This is a genomic window from Pygmaiobacter massiliensis (assembly GCF_900199435.1).
Classification (GTDB): Bacteria; Bacillota; Clostridia; order Oscillospirales; family Ruminococcaceae; genus Pygmaiobacter; species Pygmaiobacter massiliensis.
On the sequence record NZ_OAML01000002.1, the window covers coordinates 816,538 to 840,384 of the forward strand.

Genomic DNA, 23,847 nt, shown 5'->3' on the forward strand with positions numbered 1-23,847 from the left:
TTCTGTCGCCACAGCAAAATTTTGAAAGAACAGGAGGAACACCTTTGGAACTAAACTACGATATTGATTCTTTGAATCTGCTGATTGACACGCGAGATTTTAAAGCACTGCGTGCTATTTTGGCAGAGATGAACGAAGTAGACGTTGCGCTTTTCATTGAAGAGCTCGCACCTGAAAAAAAGGCAATCTGTTTCCGCACACTGCCAAAGCAGATGGCTTCCGATGTCTTTTCGGAAATGGAAACCGAGACCCAACAGCTGATTATCTCTGCGATGACCGACCAGGAGCTTTCGGTCATGGTCGAAGATTTGTTTGTAGATGACGCGGTCGATATGCTCGAAGAGCTGCCTGCCAACGTGGTCAAACGCGTACTGAAAAGCGCCACTCCGGCAACCCGCAGCCTCATCAACCAATTCCTCAAATACCCCGAAAACTCTGCCGGCAGCATTATGACCGCCGAGTTTACCGACCTGCGCGGCACTATGACGGTGGCCGAGGCCATTGCGCACATCCGCCACACGGGTGAGGACCGCGAAACCATTTACACCTGTTACGTCATTGACCGCGCACGCCTGCTGGAAGGGGTTGTGACGGTAAAAGACCTGCTGCTTGCCCCGGATGGCATGCGGGTAGAAGATGTTATGGACACCGATGTAATGTCGGTAGATACGCTGGAAGACCAAGAAGAGGTCGGACATCTCTTCTCGAAGTACGGCCTGCTTTCACTGCCGGTCGTCGACCATGAAAACCGCCTCGTCGGCATTATCACCGTTGACGATGCGATTGACGTTATCGAGCAGGAAACCACCGAGGACTTTGAGGTTATGGGCGGTATGCACCCATCCGAAAAGCCTTATCTGAAATCCGGTATTCTTTACCTTGCCAAAAACCGTATCGTCTGGCTTTTGGTGCTGATGATTTCCGGCATGGTTACCGGCCATATTTTAGGGCGCTTTCAGGGTGCTATCAGCGCAATGCCGCTGCTGGTTACCTTTACAACGATGCTCACCGGTACCGGCGGCAACGCCGGCAGCCAATCCAGCACCTTGATTATCCGCGGACTTGCCACGAATGAAATAGAAATGAAAGATCTGCCCGCCGTGTTTTGGAAAGAGCTGCGCGTCAGCCTTTTGGTGGGCAGCGTGCTTGCGGCGGTCAACTACATCCGCCTTATTATCACCTACCCCGGCAATGAAATGATTGCCCTTACTGTTGCGCTGACTATGTTCTGCGTAATCGTCACAGCAAAAACCATCGGCGGTGTACTGCCGATGCTGACCAAAGCCGCCGGTGCGGACCCTGCATTGATGGCGGCCCCGCTGCTGACTACGATTGTAGATGCTGCGGCGCTTATCATTTACTTTAACATTGCATTGCAGCTGCTGAACATCAGCGCCTGAGCCGGAGCACCCATTTTAGGGGCATACCGTTTAGGCCCCTGATAAAACATGCAGCAGCCGGTATTGGGACCGGCCCGCAATGCCCCTTGCTGCATCCCTGTTCCGGCATCTTACATGAACAGGAGGGATTCTGTTGAATCTGAATTACGATTTTGACGCGCTGGGCGAACTGCTGGCCGAGCGTCGTTTTAAGGCGCTGCGCGCCGAACTTGCAGAGATGAATGAAGTTGATGTGGCGGATTTCATCAGCGAGGTGCCGCCCACTAAAAAAGCCATCTGCTTTCGCACCCTGCCCAAACAGATGGCGGCGGACGTTTTCCCCGAACTGGAAAGCGAAGACCAGCAGATTATCATTACCTCAATGACTGACCAGGAGCTTTCGGCAATTATTGAGGATTTGTACGTCGACGATGCGGTAGATATGCTTGAAGAGCTGCCCGCCAACGTCGTAAAGCGGGTACTGAAAAACGCAACGAGCGAAACCCGCAGCTTGATCAACCAATTTTTGAAATATCCTGAAAACTCTGCCGGCAGTATTATGACAGCCGAATTTACCGACCTGCGCGCTACCATGACGGTTGCAGATGCCATTGAGCATATCCGCCGCACGGGCGAAGACCGCGAAACAGTTTACACCTGTTATGTCATTGACCGTGCACGTGTGCTGGAAGGCGTCATCACTGTAAAAAGCCTTCTGCTCGCCCCGGACGATGCCGTGGTTGAAGATTTGATGGACACCGAGGTTATCTCGGTGGGCACCCTGGAGGACCAGGAAGAGGTAGCACACCTCTTTTCCAAATATGGCCTGCTCTCTCTGCCGGTGGTAGACCACGAAAAACGACTGGTCGGCATTGTTACGGTTGACGATGCGATTGACGTTATGGAGCAGGAGGCAACGGAAGACTTTGAGGGCATGAGCGGTATTCACCCGTCGGAAAAGCCTTACCTGAAAACCGGCATTTTTGAACTTGCCAAAAACCGTATTGTCTGGCTGTTGGTGCTCATGGTGTCCGGCATGATTACCGGCAGCATCATGGGCAAATTTGAGGCTGCCATCAGCGCACTGCCGCTACTGGTTACCTTTACCCCGATGCTTACCGATACCGGCGGCAATGCAGGCAGTCAGTCCAGCACCTTGATTATCCGCGGTATGGCCACCGGTGAAATTGATATGGGCGACTGGTTCCGCGTTTTGTGGAAAGAACTCCGAGTCAGCCTGCTCGTCGGTGTTATTTTGGGCAGCGTTAACTTTATCCGCCTGATTATCACCTACCCCGGCAACGAGATGATTGCCCTTACGGTTGCGCTGACAATGCTCTGCACTGTGGTGATGGCAAAGCTGATTGGCGGCTTGCTGCCGATGCTGGCGAAATTCTGCCACGTTGACCCGGCCATTATGGTGGCACCGCTGGTTACTACGATTGTAGATGCCGCTTCGCTGCTGATTTACTTTAACATCGCGGCTCATCTGCTTTCTTTGTAACCAGAAGCGCAGGTTTTTATATGGCAACTCTTCTTGCAAATTGACTTGTGTAAAGATTGAAACCTCACCCGCTGTTGCAAATCACTTTCACAAATAGCAGCACAAGAATAACACGCTATAAAACAACCAAATAAAAAAGGCACAGCCTGCAAGTTGCGGCTGTGCCTTTTTGTTTTATTTTCAGTGCAGATTTCTCTACCCTGTTTAAAACTTATTTAAAGCTGTGCAAGGTTCAAATCAATCTGCTTTGCCCCCCATGCCACTGTGGCAAGCACGGGCAAACCGGTCAACGCTTCAATCTCCTGCCGGTTGTCTTCATGCAAAAAGTTGCCTGCTTCGTAACCGTTGAGCACAATGCCGCGTACGGTTAAACCGCGCTGCTTGGCATACTCTGCTGTAAGCACCGCAGCGTTGATGCTCCCGAGACCAGCCGGAGCAACCAAAAGCAGCTCATCGCCAAAACGCTCTGCTACGTCTGCCAGCATCAGGCTCTGGTCATCGCGCCGCAGCGGGCAAATTAGCCCGCCGCAGCCTTCGACCAATAAAAACTCAGCCGCTGCACCGGCTTTTGTGCGGTCGTCTGCCAGCTTTTCCAGCTCAATGGCAGCGCCGCTGCGCTTTGCCGCTAAATGCGGCGATACTGCTTCTTCGAAAATATAAGATACCATCTGTTCCGGCTGCTGCTGCAAGCCTGCGCATTCGGCGACAAAGGCCGCATCGCCCGGAATCAGCCGCTCTCCTTCGCGCACTGCACCACTAAGAGCAGGCTTATAGTACCGTGCATCCACGCCCGCATCCCGCATCGCTTTTACCAGCAACGCACTGATATAGGTTTTACCAACATCGGTGCCCGTGGCTGTTACAAAAATGCTTTTCATGCCGCTTGCACCTCCGCAAGTTTTAATGCACGGCGCAGCCGCCCTGCCAGCGCAGCTGCGGCAACACAGAGCACCGCATCTCCGGGAATATCCAGCGGCAACGAGGCCAGTGCAATCGTGAGAATAGATGTCGGCTCGTTGGTGTAAAAGTTCAAAATCATATATTTATAAGCAAAGCCGATTAAATAAGTTACCGCCATAGCGCAAAAGGCTGCGGCAAGATAATGCCGAAAGCTCGGCTCAGCACATTTTTGTACCACAGTGCCTGCGGTAAATGCTGCTACCACAAATCCTAAAAGGTAGCCAAAGCTGGGACGAAAAATGTACTGAATACCACCGCCTGCCGCAAAAACCGGAAAGCCGACAAGTCCCAATGCAACATAGGTGCCCACCGAAACAGCCCCCAGGCGCGGCCCCAGCAGCAGCCCCGCCATAACCACAAATAAAAACTGCAGGGTAAAGTAATCCATAAACGGTACCGGCACCTGAATGAACGCGCCAATGGCCGTCAGGGCAGTAAAAAGTGCTGCCAGCACAAGCTCTTTTGTAGACAATTTTGTTTTCATAAATTTCGCTTCCTCTTTTCGCTCTGCTTTTTGCGCCTTGCGCAGAAAGCCACAGCCTTTCTTTTGCGAAACCTATGGTACACTATATTTTTCTCATTGTCAACCATATTTATATTTTAAGTTGACAAGCTGTTTTTATTTCTTTCTCCCAATATAGTGCCACAAAAAAGCGGCAGAAAGTAGTTACTTTCTGCCGCTTTTATTCTATTTGCGCCTATACGAAATATCTGCACTAAAGGCTCTTTTTGATATTCGCAGCGTTCTGCACCGGTCAGGCAAGTAGCTTTTTCCACTTTCCATGTTTCCAGCGCAGGTAAAGAATCACCGCTCGCACATTTTCATCAATGGCGAATGCAATCCAGATGCCCACAAGGCCAAGCCCTGCCGGTACGCTCAAAAGCCATGCCACACCAACCGCAATAATCCACTGGCTGGCAATGCCGACACTAACCGTGAGCTTTACATCGCCTACCGCCTGTAAGTTGCGCACCAGCACAATGTTAAAGCAGCGCCCAATTTCAAGAAATATCTCAACAAATAAAATTTGCTTGCCCAGCACAATAATGCGCGGATCTTGTGTAAAAACACCAAACAGCGACTCTGCAAATAAGAATAACACCACCGTAACGCCCACCGTAATCGGTGTAAAAAGGCGTAGAATCCGAGCGTTCTCACGCTCGGCACGGGCAAAGTCTTTTGCGCCCACGCAGTAGCTTACGATAATCTGCCCCGCCTGACTGACTGCCAGAATCAGCATATAGCAAACCTGTGCAAACATGACACAATACATACGGGTGGTAACCACATAGGTGCCAAAAGTATTGACGAACACCAGGCAAGCCATCTGCGAAAGATTATAAGACAGATTTTCGCCGCCGGTAGGTAAACCGATACCAAGCAGCTTTTTCAGTAAATCATGCGGGAAGGGGCGCAACAGCGATGCTTTTATTTTTTCACCCGGCACACTGCGGTAGAAAGCAATCCCCAGCAATACCATGCCCATGACGCGGCAGATGGAAGTAGAAAGCGCAGCACCGGCGGCACCCATGCGGGGCAACGGGCCAATGCCATTGATGAACGCCGCGTTGCCGACAATATTCACAATGTTGATAATGCCGGTTACCAGCATCGTGGTTTTCATTTTTGCATGGGCACGCAGAAAAGCACTAAAGGTGAGCATCAGTGCCTGAAACGGCATCGAAAGGCCGGTAATCAGCAAGTAAGCAGAAGCTTCGGGGCGAATCTCGCCCGGCACTTTCATGGCCAACAGTAAGGGGTTGCGCAGCCCAACCAAAACCACAGTGAGCAAAATCCCCAGCAACAGATTAACGCCTACCGAAAGCGTGTAAATCTGGCTGACGCTTTTGGTGTCCTGTGCGCCGAGGTAACGGCTAATCAAAATCGTCGCGGCGAGGTTAATCACGGTAAAAGTAAGTACCAGCACGTTGATAATTTGATTTGCGTTGCCAACCGCAGCAACGGCCGTACCGTTAAAATGGCTCAGCATAATCTGGTCCATATTGCCGACCAGCATCTGCAATAATAATTCAATAAAAATCGGCCATGTCATTTTCAGCAGTGAGTACTGCGGGGCCGGCTGCAAAGAAGCATCCATTCTCTTCCCTCCTCTTTCTCGAAATGCCAGTATAGCATATTAATAGCTCGTTTGGCCAGAGATAACATCTACGATGTTCACAATTTATTCTTCCATTATTTGTATATATCAACCAATATCAAATCATAGATTTCGTTCCGCTTTACAAATAACTGAGCATTTTGAGCATTGCGTAAAAACAATCAATCGGTCAAATGCGCTTTGTTCCTTGGCAATAAACAAAAACAGCGATAATGGTGGAAAAACGAGCAAAAAGTTTCCCCATGCCCAAAGGCACGGGGAAACACTTTTTGTTTTATTCTGCGTATTTTTTTACTAGGCCAAGCAAGGTTTCCACGCAGATATCCATATCCTCTGTCGTGATATGCTCATACGGCCCGTGGAAGGCACGTCCGCCGGTGGGCAGATTCGGGCAGGGCAAACCCATAAAGGAAAGCCGGCTGCCGTCGGTGCCTCCGCGCACCGGTTCACAGTGGGCGTCCAGCCCAAGCGCACGGCAGACTTCCAAGGCGTTTTCCACAAGGAAGAAGCAAGGCTCAATTTTTTCTGCCATGTTATAGTAGCTGTCGGTGACGGTCACTTTCACGGTGCCTACGCCATACTTTTGATTTAACGTTTCAGCAACTTCGACACAAAACGCTTTGCGTGCCTCAAATTTTTCGCGGTCGTGGTCGCGCACAATATACTCCAGCACAGCGCTTTCCACCTTGCCTTTCAAGCTGCACAGGTGGTAAAAGCCCTCGCGCTCTTTGGTGGTGGTGGGGGTTTCGTTTTGCGGCAGCATCATTGCCAGCTCGGCGGCAATCAGTCCTGCGTTTACCATAATGCCGGTTGCAGAACCCGGATGCACCGAAACACCTTGAATTTCAAATGTAGCATCCGCTGCATTAAAGGTTTCATACTCGATCAACCCGGGAGCGTCACCATCTACCGTATAAGCGTATTTTGCGCCAAAGCCCGACACGTCAAAGTGATCTGCCCCTGCGCCTACCTCTTCGTCCGGCGTAAAGGCGATGCAAAGCTTCGGGTGCGCGGTGCCTTCGCCCATCACCCGCTCGAGCATTGTCATAATTTCAGCAATACCCGCTTTGTCGTCAGCACCCAGCAAGGTGGTGCCGTCGGTGGTAATCAAGGTTTTGCCTTTCATCTGGGCAAGGTGCGGAAACATTGCGGGAGAAAGCGTGATGCTCCCAAGCGCAACATCTCCGCCATCATAATTTTCGTGCAGCACAGGGCGTACATTTTCGCCCGGCGCATCAGGGGCGGTATCTAAATGAGCAATGAACCCGATAGCATCCTTTTGCTCAAGCCCCGGCGTTGCCGGCAACGTTGCGTAAACATAGCTTTTTTCGTCTATGCGTGCATCGGCAATACCCATCGCTTTCAGCTCGTCTACCAGCAGCAGCGCAAGGTCACGCTCCCGTGCGGCAGTTGGGGTAGCGGTGCTCTCCGGGTCGCTTGTAGTATAAATCTTTACATAGTTTAAAAATCTTTCGTAGGCGCGCATATTGTACTTCCTTTCGGTGTTATGGTACAAGTCAGCCGCCCCGAGCAAATTGCCCAAGGCGGCCGATAAAAATCGTCTATTCTATTATACGCTTTTCAGCTGAATTTTTTCAATCCGCAGTTTTCTCAGGGGCCGGAACCACTTTTTCAATCCGCAGCTTTTCAATACACCGCGCGTTGGCCGAGACAATGGTACAAAGGTACGCATCGCTTTGCAGCGGAATCACCTCGCCTGCCGAAGGAATACGGCCCAGCATAGCAGTAATAAAGCCGTTGAGCGTATCAGAGTCATCGTTGGCAAACAGGTCTTTGCCCAGCAGATCCTCTACGTCCTCTATTTCAGCCTCACCCGAGAAGAGCCAGCTGGTTTCAGAAAGCGGTACAATGCTGTCGTCCTCTTCGTCATGTTCGTCGTCAAGGTCACCCACAATGGCCTCCAGCAGGTCCTCCATTGTTACCAGACCCTCGGTGCCACCGTATTCATCCACTACGATGGCCATACGCAAGCGGCGCTCGCGAAACTGCCGCAGCAAAAGGCTGCAGCGCATCGAAGACGGCACGTAGAGCACTTCTCGCATCAGGGTAGAAACCTTGCTGCCAAGGCTTGCTTTATCAGAAAGGTACGGCACCGCATCTTTCAAGTAGATGGTGCCGACAATATCGTCAAGGTCTGTGCGGTAAACCGGCAGGCGAGAAAAGCGCTCGGTTTCTGCAAGCCGTACCAGGGTACCGAGGTCATCGTCTTCGCTCACCGCAACAATATCGGTGCGGTGGGTCATTACGTCAGAAACACGGCGGTCATCAAATTCAAAAATATTCTCAATCATCACGCGCTCGTGCGGCTCTACGGCACCGGAATCCTCGCCGGCTTCCACCATCATAAGGATTTCTTCTTCGCCGACCTTATCTTCCCCATTTTCTGGCCCGATGCCGAACAAACGCAGCACCATATTGGTAGAAAAAGCAAGGAACTTAACAAACGGGCGGCAAATTTTATACATGCCCCATACGGTACCTACCGTTTTCAGCGCAACGGCGTCCGGGTCTTTCATTGCTATGCGCTTGGGCACCAGTTCACCCAAAATCAAGGTGAAATATGAGAGCACCAGCGTGATAACAACAAGCACAACGCTGCGCACCACGTCTGGCGAAACAGGCAAAAAGGAAAGCCACGTTACAAAAATGCCGGCAAAGTTATCTGCCGCAACGGCAGATGCCAAAAAGCCCGACAAGGTAACGCCCACCTGAATGGTGGCGAGAAAATCTGAGGGGGCCTCTGTGATAGAAAGGAGATGTGTCGCTGCCCGGCTCCCTTCCTCGGCGAGATGCTTCATCTTCTGGGTGTTGACCGAGATAATGGCAATTTCGCTCATCGCAAAAAAGGCGTTGACGCCGATGAGAACTACGAGCAGCAAAAGACTAGGAACTGTGTCCATGTAATAAATTAAACCTCTTTCTTATAGAAAAATTCGTGCCGCCAAAATCAAACTTTGGCGCAGCTATAATAACGTAATATAACAGAAACAGCACCCTGCGTCAATAAACAACTTGTAAACATTGAAGAAAGTTGAATTTTGCACCGGCTTTTCCGTTATTCTCCTTAGTCGTGATGAACAAATACTCTTTTAAAAGCTATGGCTTTATGGTATACTATTTATCGATTATTGGTATTTTTTGCGCGGCGCGCGGCAGAAATACAAATTCTTTTTTATTTTCCGCACCCGCAGAGAGGACAAAACGCAATGGGAACGATTTTTGAAGGCAAAACACTGCTTATTACCGGCGGCACCGGGTCGTTTGGCAACGCAGTGCTCAATCGCTTTTTGGCCACCGACATTGGCGAGATTCGCATTTTCTCGCGCGATGAGAAAAAGCAGGACGACATGCGCCATGAGTTTCAGGCAAAAGACCCGAAATCGGCAGCAAAACTGCGCTTTTATATTGGCGATGTACGCAACATCGACAGCCTGCGCGATGCAGTGCGCGGTGTAGATTATATCTTCCACGCTGCGGCATTAAAGCAGGTGCCGAGCTGTGAATTCTTCCCGATGGAGGCAGTGCGCACCAACGTAGAGGGCACTGATAACGTGCTGACCGCAGCAATTGATGCGGGCGTAAAACGCATCGTCTGCCTTTCCACCGATAAAGCCGCTTATCCCATCAATGCCATGGGTATCTCTAAGGCTATGATGGAAAAGGTAATCCACGCCAAAGCACGCAACGTAAAAGCAGAGGATACCACCATCTGCTGCACCCGCTATGGTAACGTTATGTGCAGCCGTGGCAGCGTTATTCCGCTGTTCATCGACCAGATTCGTGCCGGGCAGCCGCTGACCATCACTGACCCTAGCATGACCCGCTTTTTGATGAACCTCGAAGAAGCAGTCGACCTTGTATTGTTTGCGTTTGAGCACGCAAACCCGGGCGATTTATTTATTCAGAAAGCAGATGCTTCCACCATTGAAGACCTTGCCAAAGGTGTGCAGAAACTGTTTGGTGATACCGGCATCCGCATCATTGGCACCCGCCACGGCGAAAAACTGTACGAAACGCTGATGACCCGCGAAGAGCGGCTGAAAGCGACCGATATGGGGCATTACTATCGTGTTTCTGCGGATGGACGCGACCTCAACTACGATAAATATTTTGTGGACGGGCAGGTCGTGACTGAAAGTGAAGACTCTTACACCAGCCACAACACCCAGCGCCTTGATGTAGACGGTGTGGTAGCAAAACTGCTGACCAACGACTATGTGCAGGAAGAGCTGAAAAAGCTGGAAAAATAAATTTTGTTCAGGCAGCGGCAGCCCAGGGTTGCTGCTGCCTCTCTATGGTTTTTTGTTTGTTTATGTGATTTCACTCCCCATAATTAGAGCTGCGGCTGCAAAAGGCGGCGCGGCAAAGGGGGTCCAGAAAGGACTGTACGTTTTGATGTTGGAGAAAAACCGACCGATACTGGTCACCGGTGCAAAAGGCTTTGTCGGCAAAAATCTCTGCCTTGCATTGCGCGCGCGCGGTTATGAAACCGTATTGGAATACGATATGGGCAAAACCGAAGAGGACTTGAAAGCCTATGCACGCGACGCTCAGTTTGTGTTTCATTTGGCAGGGGTCAACCGTCCTAAAGACCCGAAGGAATTTTACGACGGCAACAGCGACCTTACCACCCATCTGACCGAGTTGCTGCTGGAGGCTGGCAACCGTGCTCCCATCCTTTTAACCAGCAGCGCCCAGGTAGGCAATGGCAGCGATTACGGCAAAAGCAAAGCACTTGCCGAAGATACCGTGTTCGGCTACGAGCGCCATGCACACACTAAGGTTTACGTTTACCGTATGCCCGGGTTGTTCGGCAAATGGTGCCGCCCCAACTATAACAGCGTTGTGGCAACTTTCTGCCACAATATTGCGCACGATTTGCCCATTGAGGTACGCGACCCCGGTTTTGAGCTGCCTCTGGTATATATCGATGATGTTATCGACTGCTTTATTGCGGCGATGGAGGGCACCCCCCTCACCGACCCGCTGCAACCGGCTTACTGTGCCATTGCGCCAATTTACCACACCACTCTCGGCGAGTTGTCAGAAAAGATTCGCGGTTTCCACGAAAGCCGCAGCACCCTAGCTGTACCGGATCTCACTGCCGGCGGATTCGAGAAAAAACTATATAGCACCTACCTTTCTTATCTCGAACCGAAAGAAGGCTTTCGCTATCCGCTCGTCATGCACGGTGATGACCGCGGCAGCTTTACCGAGTTTTTGCGCACCCCGGAGCGTGGCCAGGTCAGCGTGAACATTTCAAAGCCCGGTATCACCAAAGGCAACCACTGGCACAGCACCAAAAACGAAAAATATCTTGTTGTTTCGGGCAAAGCAAATATCCGCTTCCGCCTGCCGGACAGCGATGTTATTTATGACTATCACGTTTCGGGCGAAAAGCTCGAAGTGGTGGATATCCCGGTCGGCTATACCCACTGCATCACCAACGAGGGTGATTGCGACCTTGTGACGGTTATGTGGGTGAACGAATGTTTTGATGCTGAGCACCCCGACACCTTTGCGTTGCCGGTAGAAGAAAAATAACCTCCTTTCTCGTTTTGAATGCAGAAAGGGCACGAAAATAAAATTTCTGTGGTCTCTTCGCGCCGCCATGCAGGCCGTAAGCCCATCGGAAAGGAATGTTTAGATGAACAAAATGAAAGTTATGACCATCGTTGGCACTCGTCCGGAAATCATTCGGCTGTCCGAAGTCATCAAGTGCTGCGATAAATACTTTGACCATCTGCTGGTGCATACCGGCCAAAACTATGACTATAACCTCAACGGTATCTTTTTTAAAGATTTGTCGCTGCGTGAGCCGGATTATTATCTGGAATGTGTCGGCAAAGACCTTGGCGAAACCATGGGAGGCATTATTGCCAAAAGCTATGAGGTATTGGTAAAGGAAAAGCCAGACGCTATACTGCTGCTTGGCGACACCAACTCGGCTTTGGCCGCCATCAGCGCAAAACGTCTTAAAATCCCCATCTTCCACATGGAAGCTGGAAACCGCTGCTGGGACTGGAACGTATCCGAGATGATTAACCGCAAAATTGTGGACCATATCTCAGACATCAACATGCCCTACACCGAGCATTCCCGTCGGTATCTACTGTCTGAAGGCATCGATGGCAAAACCATCTTTGTCACCGGCAGCCCGATGCGCGAAGTGCTCGCAGCCCACGCTGACGAAATCGATGCAAGCAATGTGCTGGAGCGTCTAAACCTCACCGCTGGCCAGTATATCCTGCTCTCTGCGCACCGCGAAGAGAACATCGACAACGAAGAAAACTTTATGAGCTTGATGACCGCTGTCAACAACATTGCAGAAAAATATCAGATGCCGGTCATCTACTCCTGCCATCCCCGCAGCAAAAAGCATATTGAAGCTCGCAGTTTTCAGTTCCACCCGCTGGTACAGGCAATGCAGCCGTTTGGTTTTCAGGATTACAACAAGCTGCAGAAAAACGCTTACTGTGTGTTGTCCGATTCCGGCACCCTTTCGGAAGAAAGCGCCATGCTTGGCTTTGCCGGCGTGCTGATTCGCACTTCTACCGAGCGCCCCGAAGTTCTGGACAAGGGCAGTGTTGTAATTGGCGGCATTACCGGCCCCGAAGTGGAGCAGGCAATGCAGCTTGCAGTTGCAATGCGCGATGCAAAAGAACCGTATGTTATGGCAGAAGATTACGCCGACACCAATGTTTCGGTAAAAGTGGTCAAGCTCATTCAGAGCTATGCTAAAATTGTAAAAGAAACCGTATGGCTGCAAAAGCCTTAAAGCAGCACCTTGTGCCCGGGCTTTCCCCCGGCGTGCCGCAGATTAAATTTACAATCAAGGAGAGCTGATTTTGGGCAAAAAAAGAATTCTGGTAGTCAGCCAGCACTACTGGCCCGAAAACTTTCGAAGCACGGACGTTTGCCAAGGGTTTACCGAGCTGGGCTACGAAGTGGACGTGCTTTGCGGACTGCCCAACTACCCCAAAGGAGAATGGGCGGAAGGCTACCATTTTTTTGGCCCCCGCAAAGAAGTGCATAACGGCGTAACCCTTTACCGTGCCGGAGAGATTCCCCGCAAGGGCAATACCGGCCTGCGCATCTTTTTAAATTACATTTCTTTTCCGTTTTTTGCTACGTTTGATTTGCTGCGGCTTTGCGGCAAGCATTACGATGCCGTTTTCTGCTATGAAACCAGCCCCGTATTAATGGCTTTCCCGGCTATTGTTTACGCAAAGCTGCACAAAGTTCCGCTTACCACTTACGTGCTGGACCTTTGGCCGGAAAATTTGTATTCGGTGCTCAACGTGCAAAATAAATTGCTGCGCAAAATTGCAATGGGGGTTTCTACCTGGCATTACAAACGCTCAGACCGATTGATTGCCATGTCCCCCACCCTGCGCCAGCGGCTTTTGATGCGTACCGGCAAACCGGAACAGGACGTTGCCGTCGTTCCTCAATACTGCGAAGAGCTGTACACCAAAGACGTGGTCGACGAGGATCTCGCGCGCCGTTTTGGCGATAAATTTAATGTGGTGTTTGCGGGCAACTTCTCGCCCGCCCAAGGGCTTGAATACCTCGTCGAGGTTGCAAGCCGTTTGCGCGCACAGCTGGTTACCGGCATCCGCTTCATTCTTGTGGGCGACGGTATGAGCCGTGAATCGCTTGAAAAGCTGATTAAAAATAAAAACGTGGCAGACTATTTTGCCTTTGAAGGGCAGCATCCGCCTACAGATATTCCGAAATATCACACCTTTGCAGATGCCCTGGTTGCCTGCCTTGTGCACAGCGATTCCATCGGGCTGACAATTCCCGCCAAGATTACCAGCTATACCGCTGCCGGTAAGCCTGTGCTTTGCTGCATGGACGGCGAGGGTGCGCGCGTGATACGCGAAGCCGATTGTGGTTTTGCGTGCGATGCTGGCGATGTAAATGCGCTGACCGAAAACTTGCTGCGCCTTTATTACATGTCGCCGGACAAACGAGCAGAGATGGGCGCGCGCGGACGAGCCTACCATGCCGCACATTTTGACCGTAGCGAGCTGCTTGGTCAGCTGGCAGATTTTATTATGGAGGGCAAAATGCCCCCACAGGAGAGGTAAAGATTTTGAAAACACTCGTTATGATTCCCTGCTACAACGAAGAGGAAAATATCGAGCGGGTCGTGGGCCGGCTTGCCCGGGTCTGCCCGGACGTTGACTATCTTATCATCAACGACTGCTCTACCGACCGCAGCCGCGAGATTTGCGATAAGAATGGTTTTTCGTATATTTCGCTGCCTGTTAACCTGGGCATTGGCGGCGGTGTGCAAAGTGGCTACCTCTATGCAGTGGAAAATGGCTACGATATTACCGTGCAGATGGACGGCGACGGCCAGCATGACCCCGCTTACTTGAAAGCGCTGATTGCACCGGTGGAAGCCGGCGAGCTGGATATGTCGATTGGCAGCCGATTCATTACCAAAGACGGCTTTCAGAGCAGCGCATTGCGGCGCCTTGGCATTAATATCATCAGCGTGCTCATCCATATGCTGACCGGCAAAAAGGTGCGTGATACCACCAGCGGGTTCCGTGCCTGTGGACGCGCGCTGACGGAATTTTATGCTTATAACTATGCGCAGGATTTCCCCGAACCGGAAGCGATTGTCGCCGCTGTATGCGGTGGTTACCGTGTGGGCGAAGTGCCGGTGGTGATGGAAGAGCGCATGGGCGGTGTATCAAGTATTCGTTCTTTCAAATCTGCTTACTATATGATTAAAGTCTGCTTGTCTTTGGTAGTTTACCGAATGACCTGTGGCAAACGGATAAGGAGGAAAAGCTGATGCAGGGAATTATGGAAAACAACTTTCGGCTTGCACTCATTTTCGGTGTACTGGTTTACCTTAGCTTTATCTTTTTTCTGCTGAAAAAGAAAAAGCTGAGCGTGCAGTACTGCATCATTTGGCTTTTTTCAGGGCTTGCGCTGCTTTTGTTTGCATTGTTCCCTTACATTGTGCTCGTCATGGGCGATATTCTGCGCATCCTTAACCCTGTCAACTTCGTCTTTATGGCGATTATTGTTTTTATTCTGTTTATTTTGCTGTCACTTTCTTCTGCTGTCAGCATGCTGACAGAGAAAAACAAGCGGCTGAGCCAGAATGCCGCCCTGCTTGAGCGGCGTATTCGCGAGCTGGAAGAGCAGCAAAATAAAAAATAAGCACTGCCTTTTGGCAGCGCCTTTGCCCCACCTTGCATACCACATTTTTCTTCGCATCGGCTGGGGCTAAAAACACACGGCACGGCCGTGACTTGGGGTGAGTTATGTCTGCACTGGCAACACAAGTGAATCAATGGCTTTCAGGGCTTTGGCGGTATCTGGAACTGGTTTCGGCATCTACGCCCATCACAGGCCCGGTGCTGTGGAACTGGCTTACAGAAACTTTTCGCAAAGGCATTAGCTTTACCAGCCTTTCGTTCTATTTGTTTTTCCCTGTTTGCCTATTGCTGTTCTACCTGCTGCCTAAGGTGGCAAAAAACTTTTGGCTGCTGGTTTGCAGTTACCTGTTTTATTACCTTTGCACCTTTGACAACCAGCAAAAAGCGCACCCGGAATTTTTATTTTTACTTGCCGCCGTCACCTTAATCAGCTATTTTCTTTGCATCGCCATCGACCTGGCTGAAAAGCGAGGCTGGCGCAGGTTGCTGCTTATCTTTGTGGTCGGCATCGATCTTTCTTTGCTGGTTTACTACAAATATATGGGCTTTTTTGGCGAGGTACTCAGTGGCATTTTCCCTTCGATGATCCCACAGGACAGCGTCAGCACCAGCCTTTTCTTACCTGTTGGCATCAGCTTTTACATCTTTTTATCGATTGGCTATGCCATAGATGTTTACCGCAAAGACCGGCCAGCTGAACTAAATGTTATCAACTACGCATTGTTTGTCAGCTTTTTCCCGCAAATCGTATCCGGCCCTATTGCGCGCTCACGCGGGCTGCTGGACGAGCTGCGGCAAAACCGCCCCTATAACCACGCACTGGTGAATGAGGGCATGCGACAGATGCTTTGGGGCTTTTTCAAAAAGCTCGTGCTCTCTAATAACGCAGCTGCCATTGTACAGCTTGTTTTCGCCACACCAGAGCGCTTTAACGGCTTCGAGCTGTTCTGCGGCTCGCTCTTTTTCACACTTCAGATTTATGCTGATTTTTCCGGCTATTCAGATATGGCCATCGGCTCTGCCAAAATGCTTGGTCTTCATCTTGGCAACAACTTTAACCGGCCCTATTTTTCGCGCTCTATCGGCGAGTTCTGGGACCGCTGGCACATCAGCCTTTCTTCCTGGTTCCAAGATTATCTGTATATTCCGCTGGGCGGCAGCCGAAAAGGCGCCGCACGGGCTTGCATCAATGTAATGATTGTATTTTTGCTTTCTGGCTTATGGCACGGGGCAGCATACACTTTCATTGTTTGGGGCGGACTGCATGGGGCCTATACAGTGCTTTCCCGTCTTACCCGTGGAATTCGTAAGTGGCTGCGCAGTGTCACCCGCATTGAGCGCGTAAAGCCGCTACACGCATTATTGCAATGGGTTCCCACATTTCTGTTTGTGAATTTTGCATGGATTTTCTTCCGTGCCGATTCGCTCAAAAATGCTTTTACATTTTTCTACCGCTTTCCTATTGATTTCACCATCAATATCACGGACGCGGTATCGCGACAAAATTCGCTGCGCAATATTGGCTTTTATCAGAACAATGGCCCTGCACTGCTTTGGTGCACCTTGGCATTGTTTATTGTAGAAGCAATCTGCTATAAAACCCCGCCCGAAAAACTTTCTGGCCGCTTGCCCTTTATTTTGCGTCTGGTGCTGGTGTATGCTTTGTTGTTGGCGGTGCTGTTCTTTGGCGCTTTCGGCAATTCGGGCTTCATCTACGGTGCATTTTAGCTGCTGAGATGGGTCCCAGGACAAAAAGTTTTCCACATTAAAACGGCTTTTGTTGAAAGTTTTCCACACGTTTCGTGGAAAACTCTTCTCTTGAATAAGAAAAGCGCGTTTCGCAAAAGGCTGCGAAGCGCGCTTTTTATTTATTTATTTAATACGTGGGCCTCTTTTTTTATTGCCGCTTTTGTAGATTCTTCTTTTTCTTCTCAAATCATAGCTAACTCGGATATAGAACATTACCATAACAACAATAAATACTGCGATGCAGACACCGATGACCAGCGTGCGCCCAATGGCAAGCAAAATTCGCACCGGTGCAGACCGCTCCGATTTCTCTTTTACCGGCTGACTTTGTGAAGTAATCGGTACTCCGCTGGCATTTTTATCTGCTGCAAGCTGGTGCGGCTCAAGCACCAGTTGTGCGGTGCCAAGCTTTGCATATTGCAGCCCCTCTGCCCCCTGCACGCTAAGCGATACATCCACTTTGACTGCCTCTGCATCATCCTGCTGTACTGTAAACTGCTTTTGGATGGCCGATGCCTCTACGCCCGCAGCCAAGTACACGGTGATGGGTTCTGTCTGGGCTGCCAGCTTTTCGCCATACTCTTCTGCCAGGCTCTCGGCGGTTAAGCTTAAAGGCGTAAAAGCACCAAAGCCATAGCTGAACAGTGCGACGGTGTCTTCATACATAGCTGCATTCTTAGGGGCGTTCATTACCACTGCAATCAGCCTGCGGCCCTCATGCTCTACCGCAGTAACCAGCGTATGCCCCGCCTCTGGGGTATAGCCGCTTTTGCCGCCTAAAATGCCCGAATCATAGTATTTGGTAAAGTTGAACATCATTTTATGGCCAGCGCCAATGTTTCTGGCCTCTGTTTGCAGGTTGGTGGGCGGAATGACGTATTCTGCCGTGCCAAATACCCGCATGAATTCTTCGCTTTGCATGGCTCTGCGGGTAATCAGCGCCATATCGTGCGCCGTCGTCAAATGCTGTGGGTCATCAAGGCCATTTGCGTTGACGAAATGTGTATTGGTGGCTCCACACTCTGCAGCACGTTCATTCATCTTTTGCACAAACGCTTCCATGCTGCCGGCAGAAAACTCTGCCACACCATTGGCCGCATCATTCGCGGAGGGAAGCATAGTCGCCATCAGCGCCTGTTCCAGTGTAAGCTGTTCGCCTTCTTGGAGTGCAATATGGCTGCTATTGCGGGGAACACTGTATACAGCGTCATGGCTCATGGTAACAGTATCGGTCCAGCTTCCGCTTTCTACGCCGAGCATCACTGTCATAATCTTGGTGATCGAGGCGGGAGGAAGCTGAGTATCCATATTTTTTTCAAATAGCACTTGGCCTGTGGTGGCATCCATTAAGCAAGCAGCCTGTGCTTGCAGTGCCGGTGGCGCTATCGTTTCTGCTGCGGCAGAAATACTTGTTATCGCAGTTAATGCAACTGCGCAAAAAATCGAAATTAGTTTTTTATGCACTTATTCCATTCCTTTTTGGAAGAGTATTTTATTCTATTTTATCACATTTTTGGGTTTCCGAACACTGTTCAGCAAAAAACATCATATAAACTGTTTCTTATAAATAAAGTGGCAAATATTTTATGATATTGTATAATAATAATGTAATATTTGGAAATTTCGCAGAAGGGATTTTGTAACAATGGCAATACGTTCCGTAATCTTTGACATGGATGGACTTATGATTGATACCGAAAGGCTCTCGGCCAGCGGTTGGGAAAAAGTTTTTCGAGAAGCGGGCCTTCCTTTTGCACCTGAAATTCTTTCCTCTTGCCGGGGTGCAAGCGCCGCTACTGCTTACGAGCGATGGCGCGCGTTTCTCGCGCACGATTTTGATTTTGAAGAATTGAACCGCAAAAAAACAGCATTTTGTGAATCCGTGATGGAGCGCGAGGGTATCCCCGTAAAAGTGGGGCTGCGCAGTTTACTGGAATACCTTAAAAGCAATGGCTACACACTTTGCCTTGCCACCTCTACCAGCGAGCAAAAAGCAACCGCACAGCTAACTAAAATTGGCGTATTTGATTTGTTCGACGAGGTTGCCTTTGGCTCGATGATTACCAATTACAAACCCGCACCCGACATTTTTTTAAAGGCAATTGAGCTGCTGGGCCGAGCGCCCGAAGAATGCCTTGTGCTGGAAGATTCTCCAAACGGTATTCGGGCTGCCGCCGCGGCGGGTGCCAAGCCGATGATGATTCCGGACCTGACCCCGGTGACAGACGATTTGCGCCCGTTGCTTTTTGCAGAAGGTGTTACGCTGCTTGACGTAATCCCACTGCTGGAAAAAGAACGTACAGGCGCCCTTTAAGCAATACCATTTGTATTATACCCCTATTTTTCTACAATTTACTCGCTTGTTTTTGCTTTTTTGCAAAAAAACTATGAAATACAGCACTCTTTTGACCGCTGTGAAAAGAAAAACAATAAAAGCTTCGGTGCCAAGATACTCGCTTGGCACCGAAGCTTTTGATTTATCGAAAAAAAGGTACACGTGCATTGCACAATATAATAATTCTACGCTCTACCCTGTTTTATACCATACCCGTGAATTTCGTAAGCCGTGTATTCCTGGTCAAAATGATAACCCAGCTTTTCCGCAAGCGCGACAGATGCTTTGTTCTGCGCATCCCAGCTGGGATATAAATTGCGCTTTATACACTCCAAAATCAGCTTTGCGCCGCATGCCAGCGCAAGGCCTTTTCTTCTGTGTTCTTTTTGGGTATCGATTTCTATTTCAATGCCGTCTCGATAAACAGTATAAGATGAAGCACCCGATACAATCTCGCCTTGGTGCAGAGCAACTACGCCCAAACCATTTTTGGCGAACTTCTCGAAGGTATCAAATTGTGAACATAAATCTTCAGACCAGCGCATCTGCCGTACCTTTTCATAGATCGGGCGGTCTATCAGCTTCAGCTTGTATTCCTTGCTTAAAGCCTCCGTAATTGCGGTCAGCTTACCGGTATCAAAAATGTCCGGCTCTTTTTTGATGGCATAGCGGGTTATCCGCTTTGCATCTGCCTGGTACACCTGCTCTATCAATTTTGCCCAAGCCTCCGTCTGCGGCACCATAATTACGAAGTCAGAGCGGTGCTCCGGCGGTTTATTTTTTACCAGTGCTTCACTGGGCTGACCTGCCAAAAAGCAGAAATCTGCGACTACAATTTGTGCAGATTTAGGCTGCTGATTACAATCTGCCCAGGCGAAACCCATATACCCTTGTAGGCAAGAGTATATCAGCGTCTCCGGCCAATGGGCAAAAAGTGGTTCTACCACTTTGGTTGCAGTTTTATCGATACGGTATACTTCCACAATGGCCGCCTCTCTTTATAAAAGCAATTTACAGTTAATTTGCACTTGCCAGCAGCATGGCCTGCACTGGTAAGGCGCCGCCTATTACTGCGGGTTTTGTTTTGACTCTGGCATGCAATAGCGCATACAGGGACGGCCGCCAGTGTCGTAATCTACCCGGCCACTCACCTCATGCAGCTCCAGCAAATAAGCCATATACCGCCGTACTGTAACGGCTGAGAGCCCTACGTGTGCTGCGATTTCTTCGCTGCTGGTTAACTCGGTGCCGCATTCTTGCAGAAAACTGCGTATCATTTGCAGCGTTTTTTCCTGCAAGCCTTTCGGGGCCGCGGGACTTTCGCCACTGTGGGTCAGCAAGCGGTCGATCTCAGCCTGGCTTACGTTATTGTGCCCTTCCAGCGCCTGCCGCTGCTGGCAAAACGCCTCCAACGCCTGCTGAAAGCGCGGGTAAGTAAACGGCTTTACCAGATAATCCGTAACGCCCAGCTTTAAAAGCGCGTCAAGGGTGGGGGCATCATGTGCCGCTGTCACCATAATAACGTCTACATTCATTTTTCGGCCCCGCAGTTGCCGCAACAGCTCAAGACCGGTTAAGACCGGCATATACAAATCCAGCACAATCAAATCCACCGGGTTGTTAACCAACCAGTGCAGGGCATCCTGCCCGTTGCCAAATTCGTGTACTATCTGAAACCGCTTATCTTTTTCGGTAAACTTGCGGTTCAGCATCAAAACCATCGGGTCATCTTCTACAAGCACCACGCGATACATGGTTTATTCCCCCTCTCGTGTCATGGGTCGGTTAAACGTTAAAAAGAACGTTGTGCCGATACCCAGCTCAGACTCCACCCGGATTGCACCGTGGCAGGCTTCCACTACCTCCTGTACCAGCTTTAAGCCGGTTCCTCTGCCGGGGCCTTTGGTTGAAAAGCCCCGCTGAAACATTAGCTTTTGCGCTTCCGGCGAAATACCAGGGCCGGTGTCGTCGACATACAGGCGAAGCTCTTCTGCCTCTTCGCGGATGCTGACGGTAATCTCTTTTAACCCACGCGGGGTTTGGTTCAGCCCGTCAATGGCATTTTCAATCAGGTTGCCCAAAATAGTGACATACGCATCTGCCGGCAAAAACGGGCATTCTTTGCTTAAATGGCTGCGGTTATCCAGAATCAGCCGAATGCCCAGTTCTGCACAGCGGCTTGTTTTGCCCACCAGCAGCGCTGCTGCCGAAGGCTCCTGAATTCGTTCCATAATCAGGCCAATTACTTCACGCTGAATCTGTGTAATGTTCATGATATATTCTTCGGCACGCTGCGGCTCGCCAATCTGCAAAAGGCCCAGGATAACATGCAGCTTGTTCATAAACTCATGGGTATACGCACGCATCGCTTCTACCATGTGCCGCACGCCGGTCAGATTTTCTGCCAGCTTGCGCACCTCGGTGCGGTTGCGGAAGATAGCCACCGCGCCAATAATTTTTTGTCCCTCGCGAATTGGCATACGGTCCGCCAGAATATACATCTTCGGTCGTGAGGAAAGCGAAACATTGTACTCCGGCACGCCCGAAGCGGCCACCCTGTCCAGCGTAGATGCCGGGTAAACAGCATGCAGCTGCTGCCCCATCGCCTGCTCGCGGTCTACCCCTATCATGCGGGCGGCAGCGCGGTTAATGTAAATAATATTATTCGCACTGTCGATAGCAAGGATGCCCTCTTCCAGCGCTTCGAGCACTTCTTCGCGCTGCTGAAAAAGCTGCACCAAACGGCTCGGTTCGTACCCCAGCAGCGAGGCTTTAATGCGGTTTGAAAGTTTAAAGGACAGCAAAACGCCGACTGCACCCGCAGCAAGGGTGATAAGCACAAAGCGCAAGACCGTATGCCAGGCCGAAGCCGCATAACTGCGCGCATAAATGCCCACCACAACAAAGCCGAGCAACGTTCCATCCTTAGCACGCACTGGCGCATAGGCACAATGGTCTGCACCGGCAGGGCCTGTGTCGTCAGAAACAAAGGCTTCTTCGCCGTCGAGGATACGCTTTTGGTCTTTGCCCACATAGGCAGTTCCCACCATTTCCTGATCCGGTGCGTAATACTGAATGCCATTGAGATCTGCCAGTACAATCAAATCAATGTCTTTGATGCGAACCGTTGCTGCATCCAGCAGCTCTTTAATCGCCGGGCTTTCCAGTTGGTTATCCAGTGTGCGCACCACTTCTGGTACCTGCGCAAGCAGCATGGCGGAATTGCGGATATTTTCGTCCAATGCGCGCCGGTCCTGCCGCAGCGTAAAACCGAGGGTAATCGCCAGCGCAAGCCCCAGCGTAAGCAAAATGCCCACGAGGTTAACAGACAAAATTTGTGCGCGAATGGATTTTGACGACCGGTCTTTCACACGCTTTCCTCTTTTCTGCCAAACTATTTTTTTGCAAAAGCAGTGCCGGGCAGCGTAACTCTTAAAAATATGCTGTACTGCTGCGGTTTTGCTGCGTTTTCTTGGTAAGTTTTATTATAGGCGTGGCAGAAATTCTTGTCAAACAAGATGGTTTCGCCCGGCATTTACAAATATTTCATTTTTTTTACTTGCGTAAGCGTTCCCAAATCGAACTGTTTTGATTAGAATGTAATTCGTCCAAGAACACGGGGAGGTGATGTGATTTGGATGCACTGAGGGACGAGATCCTTTTCCAGCTTAGCAACCCGGTAGCTTTTACAATTCCTGTGCTGGGAGGGGTTTCCGTATCTGCCTCTGTGGTGACAACCTGGATTTTGATGGCCGCGCTAATGGTGCTTACGCTGTTGCTTACTCGCAAACTAAGTGTAGAAAGTCCCGGTAAAGTCCAGCTAGGGCTGGAAACCGCCGTAAGCTTTCTTAACAACTTTGCAGAGGAAAACATCGGTGAGCACTGGCGCTCGTTTGCCCCCTATCTGGGCACGGTAGCCATCTATATCGCTTTGTCTAACATGAGCGGTATTTTCGGGCTGGCACCGCCTACCAAAGACGTAAATGTAACCGCTGCTCTGGCGCTGATGAGTGCCGTACTTATTTACGGTGCACAATTCCGGTTCAGAGGCCTTTGGGGCGGGCTGAAACAGTTTGCCGAGCCGCTGCCGCTTTTGCTGCCCATTAACTTAATGGAAGTAGCAATTCGTCCACTGGCACTGTGCATGCGACTTTTCGGTAATATCTTAGGTGCTCACCTCATTATGGAATTGGTCAAATTTCTGATTCCGGTGGGTTTCCCGGTCCCGTTCAGTCTTTACTTTGATCTGTTTGACGGCATCATCCAGACCATCGTCTTTGTTTTTCTTACCGCATTGTTTGCTGGCGAGGGAATTCGAGACGAATTTTAGAAATTGGCAAAAGAGTTATTTTTAGGAGGATATGAATATGAACATTGCACTTTTTGCCGCAGCCATTGCAGTTTTTACCGGCATTGGCGCAGGTATTGGCATTGGCCTTGCTACCGGTAAAGCCAGCGAGGCAATCGCCCGTCAGCCCGAGGCTGCAGGCTCTATCCGTAGCTCGCTGCTGCTTGGCTGCGCACTGGCTGAAGGTACCGCGATCTTCGGCTTCATCACCGCATTACTTATTATCTTTACGAAGTAAAGGGG

Annotated in this window: 21 protein-coding genes; 12 read left to right on the plus strand and 9 right to left on the minus strand. The window is 50.2% G+C overall.

Going from position 1 to position 23,847, the window contains the following annotated elements; genetic code table 11:
• Window positions 1–44 precede the first annotated feature (44 nt).
• Window positions 45–1,400, plus strand: a complete 1,356-nt coding sequence (gene mgtE / locus C1A11_RS04005) for a magnesium transporter (protein WP_102049111.1) — start codon at window positions 45–47, stop codon at window positions 1,398–1,400.
• A gap of 133 nt (window positions 1,401–1,533) precedes the next feature.
• Window positions 1,534–2,883, plus strand: coding sequence for a magnesium transporter (gene mgtE / locus C1A11_RS04010; RefSeq protein WP_102049112.1), 1,350 nt, complete (start codon window positions 1,534–1,536; stop codon window positions 2,881–2,883).
• Between the two features lie 215 nt (window positions 2,884–3,098).
• Here mgtE (C1A11_RS04010) and bioD read toward each other — a convergent pair whose 3' ends face one another.
• From bioD to C1A11_RS04035, 5 genes are all read right to left on the minus strand, one after another.
• Window positions 3,099–3,761 carry a dethiobiotin synthase gene (gene bioD, locus C1A11_RS04015; protein WP_102049113.1) on the minus strand — a complete coding sequence of 221 codons (663 nt, stop codon included), beginning with the start codon at window positions 3,759–3,761 and terminating at the stop codon, window positions 3,099–3,101.
• Window positions 3,758–4,327: a biotin transporter BioY gene (locus C1A11_RS04020; protein WP_102049114.1), complete on the minus strand. Its 570-nt coding sequence runs from the start codon at window positions 4,325–4,327 to the stop codon at window positions 3,758–3,760. The genes bioD and C1A11_RS04020 overlap by 4 nt, the downstream gene beginning before the upstream one ends.
• A 271-nt stretch (window positions 4,328–4,598) precedes the next feature.
• The gene (locus C1A11_RS04025) at window positions 4,599–5,942 is read right to left on the minus strand and encodes an MATE family efflux transporter (protein WP_102049115.1); all 1,344 of its coding nucleotides are present in this window, start codon (window positions 5,940–5,942) and stop codon (window positions 4,599–4,601) included.
• A gap of 295 nt (window positions 5,943–6,237) precedes the next feature.
• Complete coding sequence (gene pepT / locus C1A11_RS04030) at window positions 6,238–7,449, minus strand: peptidase T (protein WP_102049116.1); 1,212 nt, start codon at window positions 7,447–7,449, stop codon at window positions 6,238–6,240.
• Between the two features lie 109 nt (window positions 7,450–7,558).
• Window positions 7,559–8,884 carry a hemolysin family protein gene (locus C1A11_RS04035; RefSeq protein WP_102049117.1) on the minus strand — a complete coding sequence of 442 codons (1,326 nt, stop codon included), beginning with the start codon at window positions 8,882–8,884 and terminating at the stop codon, window positions 7,559–7,561.
• Between the two features lie 306 nt (window positions 8,885–9,190).
• On the opposite strand from C1A11_RS04035, the gene C1A11_RS04045 reads away from it, so the two are divergent.
• The 7 genes from C1A11_RS04045 (at window position 9,191) to C1A11_RS04075 (ending at window position 16,900) form a co-directional block, all read left to right on the plus strand.
• Window positions 9,191–10,234 (plus strand): polysaccharide biosynthesis protein, encoded by a 1,044-nt coding sequence (locus tag C1A11_RS04045; RefSeq protein ID WP_102049119.1) that lies wholly within the window; start codon window positions 9,191–9,193, stop codon window positions 10,232–10,234.
• Window positions 10,235–10,379: 145 nt separating this feature from the next.
• Entirely contained in the window at window positions 10,380–11,528 is a 1,149-nt protein-coding gene (locus C1A11_RS04050; RefSeq protein ID WP_102049120.1) for a polysaccharide biosynthesis C-terminal domain-containing protein, read from the plus strand.
• Between the two features lie 103 nt (window positions 11,529–11,631).
• Window positions 11,632–12,762 (plus strand): non-hydrolyzing UDP-N-acetylglucosamine 2-epimerase, encoded by a 1,131-nt coding sequence (wecB, locus tag C1A11_RS04055; RefSeq protein WP_102049121.1) that lies wholly within the window; start codon window positions 11,632–11,634, stop codon window positions 12,760–12,762.
• Window positions 12,763–12,832: 70 nt separating this feature from the next.
• A complete protein-coding gene (locus C1A11_RS04060; protein ID WP_102049122.1) occupies window positions 12,833–14,080 on the plus strand; it encodes a glycosyltransferase family 4 protein in 1,248 nt (415 codons plus the stop codon).
• A gap of 5 nt (window positions 14,081–14,085) precedes the next feature.
• Window positions 14,086–14,799 (plus strand): glycosyltransferase family 2 protein, encoded by a 714-nt coding sequence (locus C1A11_RS04065; RefSeq protein WP_102049123.1) that lies wholly within the window; start codon window positions 14,086–14,088, stop codon window positions 14,797–14,799.
• A complete protein-coding gene (locus C1A11_RS04070; protein WP_102049124.1) occupies window positions 14,799–15,173 on the plus strand; it encodes a DUF2304 domain-containing protein in 375 nt (124 codons plus the stop codon). Before C1A11_RS04065 ends, C1A11_RS04070 begins: the two co-directional genes overlap by 1 nt.
• 104 nt (window positions 15,174–15,277) lie before the next feature.
• A complete protein-coding gene (locus C1A11_RS04075; protein ID WP_102049125.1) occupies window positions 15,278–16,900 on the plus strand; it encodes an MBOAT family O-acyltransferase in 1,623 nt (540 codons plus the stop codon).
• Between the two features lie 144 nt (window positions 16,901–17,044).
• Here C1A11_RS04075 and C1A11_RS04080 read toward each other — a convergent pair whose 3' ends face one another.
• On the minus strand, window positions 17,045–18,385 hold the full coding sequence (locus tag C1A11_RS04080; RefSeq protein WP_102049126.1) for a D-alanyl-D-alanine carboxypeptidase family protein: 1,341 nt from the start codon (window positions 18,383–18,385) through the stop codon (window positions 17,045–17,047).
• 181 nt (window positions 18,386–18,566) lie between these two features.
• Here C1A11_RS04080 and C1A11_RS04085 point away from each other — a divergent pair, with 181 nt between their 5' ends.
• Window positions 18,567–19,235 (plus strand): HAD family hydrolase, encoded by a 669-nt coding sequence (locus tag C1A11_RS04085; protein ID WP_102049127.1) that lies wholly within the window; start codon window positions 18,567–18,569, stop codon window positions 19,233–19,235.
• Between the two features lie 206 nt (window positions 19,236–19,441).
• On the opposite strand, the gene C1A11_RS04090 is transcribed toward C1A11_RS04085, so the two are convergent.
• From C1A11_RS04090 to C1A11_RS04100, 3 genes are all read right to left on the minus strand, one after another.
• Window positions 19,442–20,239 (minus strand): GNAT family N-acetyltransferase, encoded by a 798-nt coding sequence (locus C1A11_RS04090; RefSeq protein WP_102049128.1) that lies wholly within the window; start codon window positions 20,237–20,239, stop codon window positions 19,442–19,444.
• Window positions 20,240–20,323: 84 nt separating this feature from the next.
• On the minus strand, window positions 20,324–21,010 hold the full coding sequence (locus C1A11_RS04095) for a response regulator (RefSeq protein ID WP_102049129.1): 687 nt from the start codon (window positions 21,008–21,010) through the stop codon (window positions 20,324–20,326).
• A gap of 3 nt (window positions 21,011–21,013) precedes the next feature.
• Complete coding sequence (locus C1A11_RS04100; RefSeq protein ID WP_102049130.1) at window positions 21,014–22,627, minus strand: ATP-binding protein; 1,614 nt, start codon at window positions 22,625–22,627, stop codon at window positions 21,014–21,016.
• 263 nt (window positions 22,628–22,890) lie between these two features.
• On the opposite strand from C1A11_RS04100, the gene C1A11_RS04105 reads away from it, so the two are divergent.
• The gene (locus C1A11_RS04105) at window positions 22,891–23,586 is read left to right on the plus strand and encodes a F0F1 ATP synthase subunit A (RefSeq protein WP_102049131.1); all 696 of its coding nucleotides are present in this window, start codon (window positions 22,891–22,893) and stop codon (window positions 23,584–23,586) included.
• A 31-nt stretch (window positions 23,587–23,617) separates the two neighbouring features.
• Window positions 23,618–23,842 carry an ATP synthase F0 subunit C gene (atpE, locus tag C1A11_RS04110; protein WP_376745133.1) on the plus strand — a complete coding sequence of 75 codons (225 nt, stop codon included), beginning with the start codon at window positions 23,618–23,620 and terminating at the stop codon, window positions 23,840–23,842.
• Window positions 23,843–23,847 lie beyond the last annotated feature (5 nt).